The 15,804-nt window shown below is 65.5% G+C and carries 15 protein-coding genes; 3 read left to right on the top strand and 12 right to left on the bottom strand.

Translation table 11 applies throughout. The features are described from left to right. The first annotated feature begins 97 nt into the window (after nt 1-97). Entirely contained in the window at nt 98-961 is an 864-nt protein-coding gene (locus ACZ60G_RS15675; protein WP_465810810.1) for a 3-hydroxyacyl-CoA dehydrogenase, read from the top strand. Nucleotide 962: 1 nt separating this feature from the next. Here the strand turns inward: ACZ60G_RS15675 and ACZ60G_RS15670 are convergent, their stop codons facing one another. From ACZ60G_RS15670 to ACZ60G_RS15635, 8 genes are all read right to left on the bottom strand, one after another. After that, nucleotides 963-1,115, bottom strand: a complete 153-nt coding sequence (locus ACZ60G_RS15670) for a hypothetical protein (RefSeq protein ID WP_465810809.1) — start codon at nt 1,113-1,115, stop codon at nt 963-965. A 47-nt stretch (nt 1,116-1,162) separates the two neighbouring features. After that, complete coding sequence (locus ACZ60G_RS15665; RefSeq protein ID WP_465810917.1) at nt 1,163-2,344, bottom strand: AI-2E family transporter; 1,182 nt, start codon at nt 2,342-2,344, stop codon at nt 1,163-1,165. Next, nucleotides 2,310-3,608, bottom strand: a complete 1,299-nt coding sequence (locus tag ACZ60G_RS15660; RefSeq protein ID WP_465810808.1) for a DUF5933 domain-containing protein — start codon at nt 3,606-3,608, stop codon at nt 2,310-2,312. The genes ACZ60G_RS15665 and ACZ60G_RS15660 overlap by 35 nt, the downstream gene beginning before the upstream one ends. A 207-nt stretch (nt 3,609-3,815) precedes the next feature. Next, nucleotides 3,816-4,685, bottom strand: coding sequence for a universal stress protein (locus ACZ60G_RS15655; RefSeq protein WP_465810807.1), 870 nt, complete (start codon nt 4,683-4,685; stop codon nt 3,816-3,818). 30 nt (nt 4,686-4,715) lie between these two features. After that, complete coding sequence (locus ACZ60G_RS15650) at nt 4,716-5,630, bottom strand: universal stress protein (protein ID WP_465810806.1); 915 nt, start codon at nt 5,628-5,630, stop codon at nt 4,716-4,718. A 164-nt stretch (nt 5,631-5,794) separates the two neighbouring features. Next, nucleotides 5,795-7,531, bottom strand: coding sequence for a GAF domain-containing sensor histidine kinase (locus ACZ60G_RS15645; RefSeq protein ID WP_465810805.1), 1,737 nt, complete (start codon nt 7,529-7,531; stop codon nt 5,795-5,797). A 66-nt stretch (nt 7,532-7,597) separates the two neighbouring features. After that, on the bottom strand, nt 7,598-8,248 hold the full coding sequence (locus tag ACZ60G_RS15640; protein WP_465810804.1) for a response regulator: 651 nt from the start codon (nt 8,246-8,248) through the stop codon (nt 7,598-7,600). A gap of 121 nt (nt 8,249-8,369) precedes the next feature. After that, nucleotides 8,370-9,368 (bottom strand): Acg family FMN-binding oxidoreductase, encoded by a 999-nt coding sequence (locus ACZ60G_RS15635; RefSeq protein WP_465810803.1) that lies wholly within the window; start codon nt 9,366-9,368, stop codon nt 8,370-8,372. 208 nt (nt 9,369-9,576) lie between these two features. On the opposite strand from ACZ60G_RS15635, the gene ACZ60G_RS15630 reads away from it, so the two are divergent. After that, complete coding sequence (locus tag ACZ60G_RS15630) at nt 9,577-10,299, top strand: sigma 54 modulation/S30EA ribosomal C-terminal domain-containing protein (RefSeq protein WP_465810802.1); 723 nt, start codon at nt 9,577-9,579, stop codon at nt 10,297-10,299. A gap of 303 nt (nt 10,300-10,602) precedes the next feature. Here ACZ60G_RS15630 and ACZ60G_RS15625 read toward each other — a convergent pair whose 3' ends face one another. Beyond that, nucleotides 10,603-11,430 carry a DUF1460 domain-containing protein gene (locus tag ACZ60G_RS15625; protein WP_465810801.1) on the bottom strand — a complete coding sequence of 276 codons (828 nt, stop codon included), beginning with the start codon at nt 11,428-11,430 and terminating at the stop codon, nt 10,603-10,605. A gap of 698 nt (nt 11,431-12,128) precedes the next feature. Here ACZ60G_RS15625 and ACZ60G_RS15620 point away from each other — a divergent pair. After that, on the top strand, nt 12,129-12,758 hold the full coding sequence (locus ACZ60G_RS15620; RefSeq protein WP_465810800.1) for a hypothetical protein: 630 nt from the start codon (nt 12,129-12,131) through the stop codon (nt 12,756-12,758). A gap of 239 nt (nt 12,759-12,997) precedes the next feature. Here the strand turns inward: ACZ60G_RS15620 and ACZ60G_RS15615 are convergent, their stop codons facing one another. Genes ACZ60G_RS15615 through ACZ60G_RS15605 form a run of 3 tightly spaced genes read right to left on the bottom strand, consistent with a single transcriptional unit; the run spans nt 12,998 to nt 15,802 of the window. Continuing rightward, nucleotides 12,998-14,089, bottom strand: a complete 1,092-nt coding sequence (locus tag ACZ60G_RS15615) for an ABC transporter ATP-binding protein (RefSeq protein ID WP_465810799.1) — start codon at nt 14,087-14,089, stop codon at nt 12,998-13,000. A gap of 16 nt (nt 14,090-14,105) precedes the next feature. Beyond that, a complete protein-coding gene (locus ACZ60G_RS15610; RefSeq protein WP_465810798.1) occupies nt 14,106-14,960 on the bottom strand; it encodes a carbohydrate ABC transporter permease in 855 nt (284 codons plus the stop codon). Next, nucleotides 14,957-15,802 carry a carbohydrate ABC transporter permease gene (locus ACZ60G_RS15605; protein WP_465810797.1) on the bottom strand — a complete coding sequence of 282 codons (846 nt, stop codon included), beginning with the start codon at nt 15,800-15,802 and terminating at the stop codon, nt 14,957-14,959. The genes ACZ60G_RS15610 and ACZ60G_RS15605 overlap by 4 nt, the downstream gene beginning before the upstream one ends. Nucleotides 15,803-15,804: the final 2 nt, after the last annotated feature.

Raw genomic sequence — 15,804 nt, 5'->3', positions numbered from 1 at the left:
GCGAGATCGGTTGCCAGACTTCGGATTTGGGTGCCGGTGGTCGGGTGACACCCGCATCGATGACCGGCGCGGCCCGGTCGGCGTTTAATCTGAGCCGATGACCGTGAGGCAGATGACCATCCACAAGGTGACCGTCCTCGGAACCGGGGTACTGGGCTCGCAGATCGCATTCCAGACCGCATTCCATGGATTCGATGTCACCGCCTACGACATCAGCGACGAGGCCATCGCCGGTGCTCGCGAACGGTTCGCCAAGCTCGCGGCGACCTATCGCATCGAAGTGCCGGGCGGTGATAGCAAGGCCGAGAAGACCGAGGCGGCCATCGTGCTGACCACCGATCTTGCCGCGGCCGTGCAGGATGCAGACCTTGTGATCGAGGCGGTGCCGGAGGTGCTCACCGTCAAGGAGCAGACCTACCGGCAGCTGGGCGAACTCGCGCCGGCGAAGACGATCTTCGCCACCAATTCGTCCACCCTGCTGCCCAGCGATATCAAGGACTACACCGGCCGCCCCGACAAGTTCCTCGCGCTGCACTTCGCGAATCTGGTGTGGCGGTACAACACCGCCGAGGTGATGGGCACGCCCGAGACCGATCCGCAGGTCTTTCGGACGGTCGTCGAGTTCGCCGCCGCGATCGGCATGGAGCCGATCGAATTGCACAAGGAGAAGGCGGGTTACGTCCTGAATTCGCTGCTCGTGCCGCTGCTCAATGCGGCCATGGCGCTCGGCGCGGGCGGATTCGCCGAACCGGAGGCGGTCGACAAGACCTGGCGGATCGGCACCGGCGCACCGGTCGGGCCATTCCAAATGCTCGACGTCATCGGCCTGACCACCCCCTACAACATCCTGGTCAACAGTGCAGAGGGACAGGAACTCGCGGCCTGGCTCAAGACCAACTACATCGATAAGGGCAAGCTCGGCATCGCCACCGGGAAGGGCTTCTACAAGTACTCCGAATAGTTCACGGCACGACCACCGGATGCATTTCGAGGTCGATGCCGAGGCGGGTGAGCATTTCGCGGAATTCGTTCGCCGGGTAGCGCTCGTTCTCGGTCACCAGACCGAGAACGACGCCGCTCCCGGGTTCGGACAGCGGGCGGATCCGGTCGACCACGTCATCGATCGGATCGAATAGGACGGATCCGGCAGGCTCGAATGGCTCTATTCCGGCGCGGGCTCGGGTTCGGGGGCTTCGTCGGGGGGTGCTGTGACGACGTCGATCTGCTCGCCGAGGTAGCGGGCTACCACGGCGAGGACGGCCGCTACCGGTACCGCGAGGAAGGCGCCGATGATGCCGTAGAGGGAGCCGCCCGCGGTGATCGAGACCAGGACGACCACGGCATGCAGTTTCATACTGCGGGCCTGCAGGACCGGTTGCAGCACATTGCCTTCCAACTGTTGGACGGCGATGATGATGCCGAGCACGATCAGTGCGGTGGTGACGCCATTGCCGACCAGTGCCACGAGTACCGCCAGCGCCCCGGCGACGAATGCGCCGACCATCGGCACGAAACCGCCTATGAAGGTGATCACCGCGAGCACGAATGCCAGTGGGACGTGCAGGATCACCAGCCCGGCCCCGATGAACACCGCGTCGATCAGACTTACCAGCGCCTGGACGCGGATGAATCCGCCGAGGGTGGACCAGATCCGATTCAGCACCTCCTCGAAGTGCCTGCCGCCGCGACTGCCGAGTACGGCATGCAGCCACGGCAGCAGCCGTGGACCGTCCTTGACGAAGAAGAACGCCAGTACCAGCACCAGGAACAGCGTCACCAGCGTGGAGGTCGCAGTGGTCACGCCGGTGAAGACGCCGGAGGCGATCTGTTCCGAACTGGACTTCAGCCGCTGGGTAATCGCGTCCACCGCGGCTTGCAGCTGCTCGTCGCGTATGCGCAGCGGCGGACCGTGCAGCCAATCGCGCACCTTGTTGACGCCCTCGGTGGATTTGTCGGCCAGCTCCGGGGCCTGGTCCACGACCGACGGGACGATCAGTGCGATGACACCGGCGAGGACTCCGATGAATCCGAGCAGGGTGACCGTTGCCGCGGCGCCGGGCCGAAAGCCGTGCGCGGTGAGCCAGCGGGTCGGCGGCCACAGTATTGTCGCGACGATCAGTGCCAGCGCGATCGGCAGCAGTACCACCCAGAGCGCGGCGACGACGTTGCCGAGCACCCACGCCCCCGCAGCGATCGCCACAATGCACAGCGACCATTTGGCCAGCCAGATGAGTCCGGCGCCGATCGCGTCGCCGCGATCGTGGGTCTGTGGGCGGATCTTCTCGGTCCCGTCCTGCTCACTCACGCCGTCAGTCTGGCACGGTAGACGGCCGGACGGGGCCATCATCGGCGCGCTGCGCAGGACTCGGCGGGTCACTCTCCACCGAGTCATTTGCGGCGAACCAGGTCCGGTAGAAGGTGAACGCCAGCGCGGCGAAGACACCCAGAATCGCGACGCCGAACGGGAACGGGTAGTTCGCCATCGGCAGTGCGAGGAAGCGCACGCACAGCAGCACCCCGGCGAAGGTCGCGATACCGAAGGCCACCACCTGGGCGCGGCCGCGGTCCCAACCCCGGTCCGGATCGCGCAGGACGGATTCGACGGTCAGGCACAGTGCCGCGCCCGCGACGAGGTCGACACCGTAGTGGGCGCCGAGGCCGAGCGTCGCGACGAGGGTGCAGACCAGCCAGAACCCGCCACCCCAGCGCAACCAGAGCGGCCCGCGCCGGGAGTGGATGAACAGCGACAGCGCCCACGCCGTATGCAGTGACGGCATGCAGTTACGCGGTGTGATGCCGTCGAAGGGCATCGAATCGACCGAGGACGGCAGTGCCGCAACGATATTCGGCCAGACATCGGCGAGTTCGAAACCCTGCCCCTCCGGGCCGAACGCGAGCACCGGCCCGACCACCGGGAAGACCACATAGAACAGCGGACCGACCACACCGAGCGTGAGGAATGTGCGCACCAGATAGTGCCGCGGCCACATACCCGCGGTGACGCCGCGCAGTTGCCACGCCGCGACCACAATGGCCGCGACCGGCAGTTCGAAATACACCCACCGCACCACACCCAGCGGCACCGGTCCTGCCGCGTCGAGTACCTGTCCGACGAGCCACGACGGATTGCCGAGCGCGTGATCGGCCAGTTCCGCATAGGGATCGAGCACGGTCGGGCAGGCCCATGCGGTGATGTCCAGCCAGATCTCGCCGACCTTCGTCGCCAGAATCAGCAGCGCACCGAGAGCGATTGTGCGCAGCGCGGTTTCGCGCCGCGCACCGGTCCAGCGCACGGCGGCGATCACCGCCAGCGCGGTGAGCACAATGGTCGGACCGTTCCCGACCGTGAACAACCGCCCCTCGATCGCCCGAATGATCACGAAGACCACATCGATGCCGACCGCGGCCGCCAGCGCGCGCACCCGCACATTCCAGGAGACGCCGATCAGCGCCAGCAGAAACCCGGCCCACGGCGTGGTCGCCGACTTGGGCCGCCCGACATAATCCCAAGAAAGACTGGTCAGTGGCCCGAGCGCATTGATATGCACGGCCATCAACTGCCCCGCGATCAACACCACGACCGCGCCCGCGATACTGCCCAAGATCAACCGAGTTCGCCACGGACGCGCAGTCCCCACTTCCCCCGGGGGTGCAACCGATCTCTCCTGCGCGTCCTGAATCAACATCCCGACATCGTAAACAGGATGTGAACATCACCGTGCGCCCCGATTAACGCAACCGGTGAACTCGCTGCGCGCGCTTACGGACCGTTGAGTGCCGGAAGGTGCTGAAGCGCCACTCGGGCGGGCCGGATATCAGGGGCGGGCGATGATGAGGGGGCAATCGGTGGCGTGTAGAACGGCCTGGCTGACCGAGCCGAGGGTCATGCCCGCGAAGCCGCCGCGGCCGCGGCGGCCCAGGACGATCAGTTGCGCGTATTCCGCCTCGGCGAGTAGGCATCTGGCCGGTCGATCCTCGACGACCACGCGCTCGACCTCCAGGTCCGGATACGTCTCCGCATAGCCCGCCAAGCTCTCGGAGAGCAACGCCTCGGCCTCTTTCCGCATATCGTCGCGGGAGACATAGCGGTTGAATTCGGACCAGGTGAGTACAGCGCGCAGTCCGACCGCGCGATGGGCGGCCTGGTCGAAGGCGACCTCGATGGCGCGGGTGGCGCTGGGGGAGCCGTCGACACCGACGAGTACCGGTCCCAGCAGCCGATCGGCTTTGTAGTCCTCGGGTCCGGGAATGACGGCGACCGGACAGTGCCCGTGCCTTGCGACGGCGGTGCTCACCGAGCCGAGCAGGCCACGGCGGAAGGCGCCCAGACCGCGGGTGCCGACGACGAGCATGCGCGCATCCTTGGACCGGTCGAGCAGGACCGGGATCGGCGGCGCGTCGACCACGAAGGTGGCGATTTCGAGGTCGCCGACCGGTGCGGCCGCCGCGGTCGCGTAGGCGCTGGCAGCGGTGACGGCGGCGGCGCCGTCCGCTCGATAGGTGTCGTAATCGATTTGGTCGAAGGCAATTCCGGGGCCGAAGTCCATCGGGGCGCCGATGCCGTACACGATGTGCAGAGGCGCGCGGTGGTGCACGGCGTCGGCCGCGGCCCAGCGCACCGCCGCAGCGGCGGCGTCGGAGCCGTCGTAGCCGACGAGTACCGGCGGATTTATGGTGGTGGACATGGGATTTCGTAGCCCGTCAGCGTGACTGCGCTACTGCGGACGGACGACCATGACCGGGCAGTGTGCGGTCTGGACCAGCGCGTCGCTGGTGGAGCCGAGCAGCAGGCCGCGGAATCCACCGCGCCCCCGGCTGCCGACCACGACCAGCTGCGCCGACCGCGACCATTCGCGCAGTGCCTGCCGCGGACCCGACAGGTACACCTTGCGGATGACCTGCACGTCCGGGTACTTCTCCTGCCAGCCGGTGAGCTGCTCGGCCAGGATCGCCTGCCCGGCGGTCTCGGCGTCGTGATCAACGGCGTAGGGGACCCCTGCGATGCGGTCGAAATACAGGTCGCTCCATGCGTGGACGGCGACGAGCCGGGTTCTGCGTTCGCTGGCTTCGGCGAACGCGGCCCCGACGGCGGCCGTGCTCCCCGGTCCGCCGTCGATACCGAGCACAACCGGGCCGACGCGTCGGGTCTGCTGTTCGGTGCCGGTGTCACGTACGACCACGATCGCACCGCGGCCGTGGCTTGCGACCGCGAGCAGCGTCGATCCGAGATAGCTCAGGGTGCCGTCGGAACCCGCGGTTCCGATCGCGACCAGATGCGCCGCCTCGGACAGCTCGATCAACAGATGTGCCGGATTGGCTTCGGAGAGTTCGGTTTCCACGGTCAGGTCCGGATCGACCTGACCGGCGAGTCGGCGTGCTGTGCGCAGCACGTCCGCGCCTTCGCGACGGATCGCGTCGATCACCGGCGGCATGATCACGTCGTACATCCCGTAGACCGACCCCGCCGCCGCGAGGTCGAGACCGTGCACGATGCGCAGCCGCCGGCCCCGCTGGGAGGCGGTCTCGGCGGCCCAGCAGACGGCGAGATCGGCCGCCTCGGAGCCGTCGGTTCCGACCACTACTTCGGCCGACGCCAGCCGGTGTGATTCATCGCGGTGCTGGTCGGTCATGGATGTCCCTTCGGGTTCCGAGATATCAGCTACCCGTAGGTTAGGAATCCGAGGTCGTCGCGCACGCCTGGCATTGGTCACCAACCGCAGGGCCCAAAGGCCGCTCATGTCTCAATACGGTGCGGATGACATAGCGCCCGGACAACCCGCCTGGGCGACACGGTTCAGGGCAACGGTGCCGACCAGCGCAACACCGTGCCCCCGTGCTCGCCCTTGATCACGCTGAAACTGCCGCCCGCCTGCTCGGCACGTGTCGCCAGATTCGCCAATCCGCTCATCCGATCGAGGTCGTCGGGCACGCCGACACCGTCATCGGTCACCTCGATGGTGACATCGTCGCGCACCCGGAGCTGGACCGATACCGTCGTCGCCGACGCGTGCCGCACCGCATTGCTCACCGCCTCGCGCAGCACCGCTTCGACATCCTCCGACAGCGGCGGTGCCAGCACCGAGACCGGACCGGCGAGGCGAATCGTGGTGCGCAACCCGCTTTCGCCGATCATGTCGGCGATGATGCCGTGCAGCCGTTTACGTAGCGTCGGGGCATCCGCGGTGGTGCTCTCGTGCAGATCGAAGATCGAATGCCGGATTTCCTGCACGATCGACTGGACGTCCTGGATGGTCTCCGTGAGCCGAGATTTGACCTCGGGCACGCGGGCCCGCTGGGCAGTGCTCTGCAGCGAGAGACCGACCGCGAACAGGCGCTGGATGACATGGTCGTGCAGGTCACGCGCGATTCGGTCGCGGTCGGAGAGCACGTCGAGCTCGCGGTTGCGGCGCTGGCTTCGGGCAAGTTGCAGTGCTAGCGCGGCTAGGACGGAGAAGTCCGCCATCATGGCCTGTCCCGCGATGTCGATCGGCCCGGCCGCTGGTGAACGCAGGATCGTGAGCACACCGATAACCGTCTGTTCGGCCCGCAGTGGCAGCACCAGCGCCGGACCGAATTCGGTCGAGTCACCGAACCGCAGGCTGTATTGGAGCCGATCGACCGAAAGGACCCGGTTCTCCCGAAATGCGATGCCCGAGTGCGATTCGTTTATCGGAATGCGCTGTCCGGTCAGCTTTTGCGCATCGACACCGGCCGCGGCGACCACGACCAGATCGGTCACCTCGTCGGGCGGAATATCCGGATCTTCGGGCAGTGAGAGGAAGCTGCACGCCGATTGGGTCAGCTGCAGCGCCCGGTCGGTGACCAGCTCCAGCACCTCCTTCGGTTCGCCGCCGGCGAGTAGCTCGGTGGCCACATCGCGGTTGGCCTCCATCCATTGCTGGCGGATTTGGGATTGTTCGTAGAGGCGGGCGTTGGCGATGGCGATACCCGCGGCGGCGGCCAGCGCCCGCACCACCACCTCGTCGTCGTCGGTGAATTCCTGCCCACCGGCCTTCTCGGTCAGGTACAGGTTGCCGAAGATCTCGTCGCGCACCTTCACCGGTACGCCGAGGAAGGTGTGCATCGGCGGGTGGTGGTCGGGGAAGCCGACCGATGATGGATGCTTCGAAAGATTCGGCAGCCGAATGGGTTTCGGTTGTTCGAAGAGCAGGCCGAGGACACCGTGACCACGCGGCAGATCGCCGATCATGATCCGGGTTCGGTCGTCGATGCCCTCGTAGACGAATTCGGCGAGCTCGTTGCTGGTCTTATCGGTTTCGCGCACGCCGAGCGCGCCGTATCCGGCGTCGACCAACTCGATGGCGGTGTGCACGATCGAGCGCAGCGTATCGTCCAGGTCCAATCCGGCGGTGACGACCAGCATGGCCTCGATCAGGCGGTCCATCTGGTCGCGGACGCCGACCATTTGGGCGATGCGGTCCTGGACTTCGCCGAGCAGTTCACGAAGTCGCAGTTGAGACAAAGTTTCCGTCACCGGTGCCTGACCGGAGACGGTCGACTCGTCTTCCATGATCTGTATTCTGCCCGGGTGATTTACCCATGTCACGCCGAGCGAAACCGCGAAACCTCAGGTCGCTCACTCCTGCTGCTCGGTGGGCGCGTTGAGTTTGGAGGCCAGCACCGCTGCCTGGGTGCGGCGTTCGACCCCGAGTTTGGTCAGCAGCCGGGATACGTAGTTCTTCACGGTTTTCTCCGCAAGGAACATCCGGCTCGCGATCTGCCGATTCGTCAGCCCTTCACCCAGGAGGTTCAGCAGCGTCCGTTCCTGTTCGGTGAGGCCGGCCAGCGGTCCCGTCTTGGCCTCGGCCTCCTCGCGCAGCTTCGCCATCAGGGCAGCGGCCGCCCGATTGTCGAGCAGCGACCGACCAGCGCCGACCTCTCGAATGGCCTCGATCAGCTCCATCGTGTCGATGTCCTTGACCACATACCCGCTGGCCCCGGCCAGAATGGCATCGAGCATGGCCTGCTCGTCGGTGAACGAGGTGAGTATCAGACACCGCAGCTCAGGATGCTGATTCAGCAGTTCACGACACAATTCGATGCCATTGCCATCGGGCAGGCGCACGTCGAGAACCGCGACCTGCGGGCGCAGCGCGGGAATGCGCGCCAACGCCTGCGAAACCGTGCCCGCCTCGCCGACGACCTCGAGATCGGGCTCGGAATCGATCAGATCCTTCACACCGCGACGCACGATCTGATGGTCATCGACCAGGAACACACTCGTCATCGCAACACCTCCGCTGGGTCCCTCCAGCGTAGTCCCGCCGATATGCGCATCTGGGCGGTCGATCACCATGCGTAGGCGGAGACAGATGTCGAGAAGGCCCCACCACCAGCGGATTCTCGAGTTACCGCATTGTGAGGATGTCGGGGAGGGGGCGGCGGGGGGTTGGTGGGGGTTCGGGGGTGTTGGCGGGGGTGGTGCCGACGCGGATGAGGACCTGGGGGATGGTGGGGTGGGGGAGCATGGTTGCGATAGCCGTTCGGGCCGAAGGCAATTCGGTGATGTGGGTCATCGGGCAAGTTGCCAGGCCGGACGTGGTGCATTCCAGGAGGACGGCGGAGAGGGCTTCGCCGGTGTGCAACCAGGTGGTGACGGATTCGCGCGGTGAGCTGAGTACCAGTAGGCAGGCGTGGTCCTCGAGGGTGTCGCGGCGGGCCGAATGCGGTGCGGATGGGAAGGTGCGGCCTACGCCGACGCGGGCGAATTCGGCATCGGAGGCCAGGGATTCGCGCGGGACGCCTTCCGTATCGCCGGAATGTCCGGCCCACCAATGTAATTCGGTCTGGTATTCCATGTCGTAGCGGCGGACCGCGGTGGCGTGGTCGGAGGCCGCCGTGAGCTTCGCGCGGGCGCTGTCGTCGAGGAGATCGAGTTCGATGTCGTGGGGCGTCACCAGCATTCGACCGGCGTGCAGGAGCGGCGATAAGTCGGTCGGCGCGTACAGCGGCAGTCGGTCCGTGCGTCGCTTATCGATGGCGTGGGCGCGGGCCAGCACGCCGGTCGGCGGCTCGGGCCACGGCCGGAACTCGATCACCGCCAGATAGTCGGGGCGGCCGGTATCGGGGAGCCGGGTGGTATCGGTGTGCCAGCCCCTTGCGGCGAATGCGGTGCGCACGTGGTGCAGCATCGCGCCACAGCTGATCACCAGTTGCCGACCCAGCGGGTCCGCCGAGGTCAGCAGGCGGTCGTCGTCGCGATACAGATGCAGCCGGGTCCCGTCGAAGACCCAGCGCCACGGTTGGGTGTTGTGCAACGACGGCGCGCGGCCGGCCGAACGCATGGCCGCCAGCACCGTCGAATGGTCCGGCACGGAACGTACGGGGGAAAGGCGGGTGTCGGTCACACACCCGAGCCTCGTCCGGCGATGTGCCGGTTGATATGGGCCTTTTGCCTGTTCTCGAAGGTCGATGGTCACCGGCCGGGCCGGGCCGTGCACTTGGTGCCGAAGGTCAGGTGTGGCAGTGACTTTCGGCCCTCGCGTCGTGGACGTCGCGGATGCTGCCATCGAGTCCCGAGGGTCGGAACTCGAACAATCCAATAGCGAGGTCGTCATGAGTGCGTCAGGGAAGTGGTCCACCCCGGCCTTCCCCGACATCGTCGTATTTCCGCGTGGACCGATCGCGGAGTTGGAACTCGAACGCGTGGCCGGCGCGGTCGGGCGATTGCTTACTCGAAATGGAATCGACGGTGGTGCCCGGGTGCGGGTCGTCGTCGCGAATTGCCCGAGTGGACCGCAGTTGGTGCAGGTGAATCTGTGCGTGCGCGGCACCCCGGCGCGTGTGCAGACGACAACTCCGGGGGCGGGCATGGTGCTGCCGGTCGTGCAGCGGCTGGAGCGCCTGATCGAGCGGTTGACGACAAAGCGAGGGGTGGTGCCGGAGCGGGAGCCGGGACGGCGACTACTCGCGGCATCCGGACATGGCACGATCACCCGCCGCAAGAATTGTTCGCTGCTGGTGGGCCCACCGGATGCGGCGGCCGCGGTGCTGGACGTGATGGACTACGACGCGCACCTGTTCGTCGACGCCGAGACCGGCGCTGACGCGATCGTCTACCGTGGCGGTCCCGCTGGTATCGAGCTGCTCCGTTCGCCGAGCGACCCATCAGCAGCCGATCCGAGAATTCCGGAGTTGTCCGAGACCGCGGCCGTCGACCGCCTGTGCGCCATCGGCCTGCCATTCCTGTTCTTCATCGATCCCGTCAGTCGCCGCGGGAACCTGCTGTACCGCCGCTACGACGCCGACCTCGGGCTGATCACGCCCCGGACCGGTTGACCTGTGTTCGGTAGGACCAAACGTCCCTGGATCTAGGGCATCCCGGCTCTGTCGAGGACCGTGCCACCGCGAGCACAGTTGGGATGGGAGCCGGCCACCGATGGTCGGGCAGAAGCGAGGCGGTACGAACGGCCTACCGCGAGAACGGATCATGGGGCGGGCGATTCGGCTCGGCGTGCCATGCGGGGCAACGCACGAGTCGTGTGTGGCGATCGACGACCACGCCGTGATCCGGCCGACGGATTCGCGCGGTCGCCGCCGAAACCCGCTCGCCTGCTGTCGCGCTGGCCGGCTCCGCTTCGATTACTGCGCGCGGAGCACCATGATGCCCGGCGTCGTTCGCACGTAGTCGGCGAAGGGGGAGTCGACCACCTTGTTGTTGGCGGCGAGTGAGGACGCGTTGCGGAAGACCGGGCCGCTCGGTGTCATGACGAAGATGCCGACATGGGTGACATCGAGTCCCGGCTGGTCGGCGTACGCGCCGATGTAGTCACCGGTGCGGAGTCCACCGATGACGCTCTCGTCTACCACAGCGCCGGGGATGTAGGTGATATCGCGATCGACCACCGGCAGCCCCGGAAGATATGTTCCGCCAGCGGCTTTCGCGTTGAGATGCTTGGTGACGGTCACCGCGGCCGGGCTCAACGTGCCGGTGATATCGGTGGCCGTGATGCGCGCGGTATGCGACCAATCGCTGAAGAAGTGCTTGCGCTGCTGGAACTCGACGCGACCGTCGGTGTAGCGGGTCGCGATCAGATTCGCGACGAACTGGTCGCGATCTGCGGACCTGCTGAGCGCTTCGACGTAGTCGAGATAGGTGAAGCAATCCACTCGCCGCAGGTCGATGACCAGCTGTTCGGGCTGGTCGGCCGAGCCGATGAGCATATCCGCGCCATACGGCGTTCCGAGCAGGCGTCCCGACAACCGATCGATCAGCTCACCCTTGCTCGCACCAGTCGAGGCAGCCCGCAGCGCCAGCAGCTCATCGATCTTCCCGGCAGTGACGTCATCGCTGATCGGTGCGCCGAATGCGGCGGGAACGGTCGGCATGGCCATGCCGACGAGCGCCGAGATGATGAGCAGTACGCGGGCGATGCTGCGCAAAGGGCCTCCAGCAGGTCGATCGGTCATTGCTGCCACGGTAGTCCGAGTCCGGCGGTCCTCGGTCGCCGAACACGAAAACGGCACGGCGGCTGCAAGATCCGCTGGGATTCGTCATGAGCCCTACATTCCGAGTCGAACATTTTGGACACGGGATGATCACGATGTTGCCGTTTCGTTATCTCAGAGAGGCTTTGGTCGTCGGAAATTGCCTGGTCGAGCGCGATTCGACCGGGCTTACAGATGCAAGCGCGCGGCAGCGTCCCGCAGGGTGCCGGGCTCGGCGCGACGATTCCCGGCAAGTGTGGCAGGCTCAGTAATCGAGGCCGGGGTGCAGAGGTTTCGACTCGCACAACGGTCGGCGTGACCACGGGAGACCCCAGCTGCGGCTGGGGTCTTCGTGTGTCTGTGGCGTGCATGCCCCGCGAAACGGTGCTCATTAATGTCGATTCTGCGGCGATGTGAGCTCAGTAACCACATCCTGTTAAGCACCAGTTACCGACGTAAAAGTTCGTTACGGCCGACCTGCTGCGTTTGTGAGGCCGGAACCTCCGTGTAACGATAGTTTCAATCGCGAACGAACAAATCATCCCGAAGTGTTCACCCACGGCAGATACGGTCCCCATCGTCGCACCGTATTTGTTCCCTTCGGTGTGTTCGCATGCGGGTCCAATCGCCGGTTGTGGCTGTCTCGCGCATATCTGCGCGAAAAACGAGGAATGGTGCACGTGAGTGAGTTCTGGAGTCTGAGCACGTCGGCAGCTTTGGTCAGCGTCGGCATCTCACTGTATGGTGTCGTCGCATATCTGGTCGGAATTCTGGATGGTGGCACACGACCGCGCATGGCTTCTTGGGTGGCCTGGTGTACTGCCAATACCGTATTCGCGATGGTCGCATATCTGGCGGGCGCATATCTCGCCGCAGGTATCAATGCCGCGTCGGCAAGTATGAATGCCGCCGTTATCGTTCTCGGTCTGCGGCGTGGGGTGAGTCTGCGGCCCTGCGACAATATCGATTGGGCGTGTCTGCTCTCCTCCGTCGCATGTGTGCTGGTCACGGTGGAGATTTCGGAGAAGACGTTCGGTGCGCTGGTGGCCATCTGCGCCAATCTCGTCGCCACCGTCCCGACGCTGCGGCACGCCTGGTCGAAGCCTCAGGAAGAGACCTGGCAAATGTTCGCCGCGAATGCCTTCGCCGGAGCTCTCGGTGTGCTGGGAGTGCTGCTGGCGAGTGGATATCAATTCGCCACCGTCGCGGGCCCGCTGATTACCACGATCGGCAATATTGCCTTGGTGTCACTTACCGTCGGCCGCAGTCGAATTGCGGAAGAAGCTGCTGTGCCCGTGCGAGCCGGTTAGTCGAAATGCGATCGATAATCTCCAATATCGGCGACTGTTTCACCGATCCCGGTGAATTGACTCCGGGACAGGCGCGGCGTGCGATGGCCATTCACAATATTTGTTCACCGAGCTGCCGCATATTGCAGCAGGCGAAACTGACTCTCGATGGCTCATTGGTATCCACGGAGGGTTTCAGCGAGGCTTCAAAATATTCGGCCGTCGAATTGATCGGCTACGAAGAACTCTCCACTGGATATCTACGCTGAGTCCTCCAGCAATAATCCGGTTTCCGGGTCGTACCAGCGGCAGGCCTGCGGTGGCACATGCAGGTTCAGCGCGTCGCCCTGGTCGGCCCGGAAGCCGGGCTGCGTCTGAATCTTGACGGTCTGTCCGCTGACATCGGTGGTCAACAGGGTGGACGAGCCGAGCGGCTCCAGCACCTGGAGTTGGGCGCGCACCGAATCGGTGCTCGCCTCGTCGCCAACGGCAATGGCCTCGGGCCGGATGCCGAGGTTGAGCTTCCTACCGTTGAACGATGCGAGCGCGGCGGGAACCGGCAGCGACTGCCCGCCGAGATCGATATGCGGTCCGGCCGCGCCTATGTCGACGATCCCGGTGAGGAAGTTCATCGGTGGGCTGCCGAGGAAGCCGCCGACGAATTCGGTCGCCGGACCGTCGTATACCGCTGTCGGCGAACCGCATTGAACGATCACCCCGTCGCGCATGACCGCGACGCGATCGCCGAGCGACAGCGCCTCGACCTGGTCATGGGTGACATAGATCGTGGTCGTGCCGAGCTCGCCGACCAGCTTCTTCAACTCGGCGCGGAACGAAAGGCGCAGCAGCGCATCCAGATTGGACAGCGGTTCGTCCATGAGCAGCACATCGGCATCCATGACGATCGCGCGCGCCACCGCGACGCGCTGGCGTTGGCCGCCGGACAACTTCGCCGGATACCGATCCAGGTACGGCGTGAGCTGCAGCAGATCCGCGGCCCACGCGACCTTGCGCCGGATCTCCTCGGCGGGCACACCGTGCACCCGCAGTCCGAAGCCGATATTGTCGGCGACCTTCTTATTGGGGAAGACGGCGTAGGACTGGAACACCATCGACAGATTGCGCCGCCGCGGTTCGAGGTAGGTGACATCCTTGCCGCCGATCACGATCTGCCCCGCGTCTGGCAGTTCCAGCCCGGCGATCATGCGCAGCAGCGTCGTCTTACCGCAGCCGGACGGCCCGAGCAGCACCATGAATTCGCCGTCGGCGATCTCGAGCGAGACCTGGTCGGTGGCGCGCGTCGTGCCGCCGGGATAGGTCTTCGCCAGATCCCGCAGAATCACTTCGGCCATATGCCCTACACCTCTGTCATCTCAGCGTCGTCCCCCACATGTTCACCAGATAGCGCCGCATCACGAAGATGAAGACCAGTGCCGGAATGATCAGCGCGAACCCGCCCGCGAACCGGTACGGCGTCGACGCCTCGCCGAGCGTGGTGAGCACCTGCGCGGGCAACGTGCGATGTCCGAGCGTCACGATGGTCGCGCCGAGGATCTCGTTCCACGACAGCACGAACGTGAAGATCGACGATGCCGCCAGACCGGGAAGTGCCAGCGGCACAACGACTGTGCGAGCCGCCTGCCAGCGCGTGCAGCCGAAGACGCGCGCCGCCTCCTCGAGATCGGCCGGTACCGCGACGAAAATGCTCGCCGTGATGAGCACGGTGGTGGGCAGCGCGAGCGTGGTGTGTACGAGCGTCACGGCGAAGACGGTGTCGTAGACGTCCAGCCGCAGGAACATCGTGGCCAGCGGCACCGAGAGCACCACGATCGGCAGCGCCCGCACGAACAGGATGAATACCTGGTAGCTGTCCTTACCGCGGAAGGTATTGCGAGCCAACGCATATCCGGCGGGCGCGCCGATGAGCAGCGACCAGAACACGGTGTAGAGCCCGACGAGCGCCGAGTTGCCCAGTGCCGGAACAGTTCCGGTCGCGTGGAAGAACGACTGCAACGTCTCGGTGGAGAATTCGCTGGGCAACAATGGCTTCGGGAACTCGTTCAGCGCCTCGCGCGAGGACACCGCGGCGAGTCCGATCAGCACGATCGGCAGCGCCATGAACAGCGTCACCGCGATACAGGCCACCTGCACTCCGATGGCCCGCCACCGACGTCGGCGCAGCGGTGCGCGATCGATCGGCGGCAGCGCCGTGGCCTCACTCATCGCGACCCCTCCGGCGCCCGGACCGTCCGCAGATAGAACACCGCGGTACCGAGCGAGATTGCCAGCACCACAAGTGAAACCGCGCTCGCCACCGCCGGATTCTGCAGATTCGAGTACCACTCGTAGGTCTCGCCGACCAGCAGCGGAAAGTCGCGACCGGTCAGTGCCTGTGCCACGGCGAAGGCCTGCAGCGCGAGGATGGTACGCAGGATCAGCGCGACCTGCAGGCTCGGCCCGAGCTGCGGCAGCGTCACATGCCGGAGCCGCTGCCAGAAGTTCGCCCCGAACACCTGCGCGGCCTCGTCGTAATCCCGTGGAATCAGCTGCACGCCCGCCACCACGATGACGAAGACCAGTGAGGTCGCCCGCCAGATCTCGGCGATCACCACCGCGAGCAGCATGGTGCCGGTGTGCTGATAGTTCAACCACTGCACACCGTCTTCGGACAGTCCGAGCCAGACCAGCAGTGAGTTCAGGTATCCGCGATTGCCGAAGATCGACAACCACACCAGTCCGGCGGCCAGTTCGGAGATCGCCAACGGCACGCACCACAGGTAGAAGTGGCCAGTCGCGAACCGCGGCCGCGCCTGCATCAGCAGCGCCATACCGACTGCGAGCACCAGTTGGACAGGCACCACGATCACGATCAACAACAGGGTATTGCGCAGCGAGGTAAGGAAATACGGGTCGTCGAACAAGCGCCGCCAGTGCGCGAGCGTGAAGCCGTGATCGTCGCTGAACGCATCGAAGATCGCCCGCACCAATGGCCAGCCGAACAGCGCGGCCAGCAGCACGATCGAGGGCAGCAGCAGAATCCACGGTGAACCGAGCCGCGCGCGCATAG

It is taken from the genome of Nocardia sp. NPDC102475 (genome assembly GCF_055584605.1).
Note: the sequence above shows the minus strand (reverse complement) of the source record. Positions and strands in the feature narration are given on the sequence as shown.

Excerpts from the sequence above, each read along its gene's own strand:
- ACZ60G_RS15675 (WP_465810810.1), top strand. The coding sequence starts at position 98 with ATGACCGTGAGGCAGATGACCATCCACAAGGTGACCGTCCTCGGAACC.
- ACZ60G_RS15665 (WP_465810917.1), bottom strand. The coding sequence starts at position 2,344 with ATGGCCCCGTCCGGCCGTCTACCGTGCCAGACTGACGGCGTGAGTGAG.
- ACZ60G_RS15655 (WP_465810807.1), bottom strand. The coding sequence starts at position 4,685 with ATGTCCACCACCATAAATCCGCCGGTACTCGTCGGCTACGACGGCTCC.
- ACZ60G_RS15650 (WP_465810806.1), bottom strand. The coding sequence starts at position 5,630 with ATGACCGACCAGCACCGCGATGAATCACACCGGCTGGCGTCGGCCGAA.
- ACZ60G_RS15645 (WP_465810805.1), bottom strand. The coding sequence starts at position 7,531 with ATGGAAGACGAGTCGACCGTCTCCGGTCAGGCACCGGTGACGGAAACT.
- ACZ60G_RS15640 (WP_465810804.1), bottom strand. The coding sequence starts at position 8,248 with ATGACGAGTGTGTTCCTGGTCGATGACCATCAGATCGTGCGTCGCGGT.
- ACZ60G_RS15630 (WP_465810802.1), top strand. The coding sequence starts at position 9,577 with ATGAGTGCGTCAGGGAAGTGGTCCACCCCGGCCTTCCCCGACATCGTC.
- ACZ60G_RS15625 (WP_465810801.1), bottom strand. The coding sequence starts at position 11,430 with ATGACCGATCGACCTGCTGGAGGCCCTTTGCGCAGCATCGCCCGCGTA.
- ACZ60G_RS15615 (WP_465810799.1), bottom strand. The coding sequence starts at position 14,089 with ATGGCCGAAGTGATTCTGCGGGATCTGGCGAAGACCTATCCCGGCGGC.
- ACZ60G_RS15610 (WP_465810798.1), bottom strand. The coding sequence starts at position 14,960 with ATGAGTGAGGCCACGGCGCTGCCGCCGATCGATCGCGCACCGCTGCGC.
- ACZ60G_RS15605 (WP_465810797.1), bottom strand. The coding sequence starts at position 15,802 with ATGCGCGCGCGGCTCGGTTCACCGTGGATTCTGCTGCTGCCCTCGATC.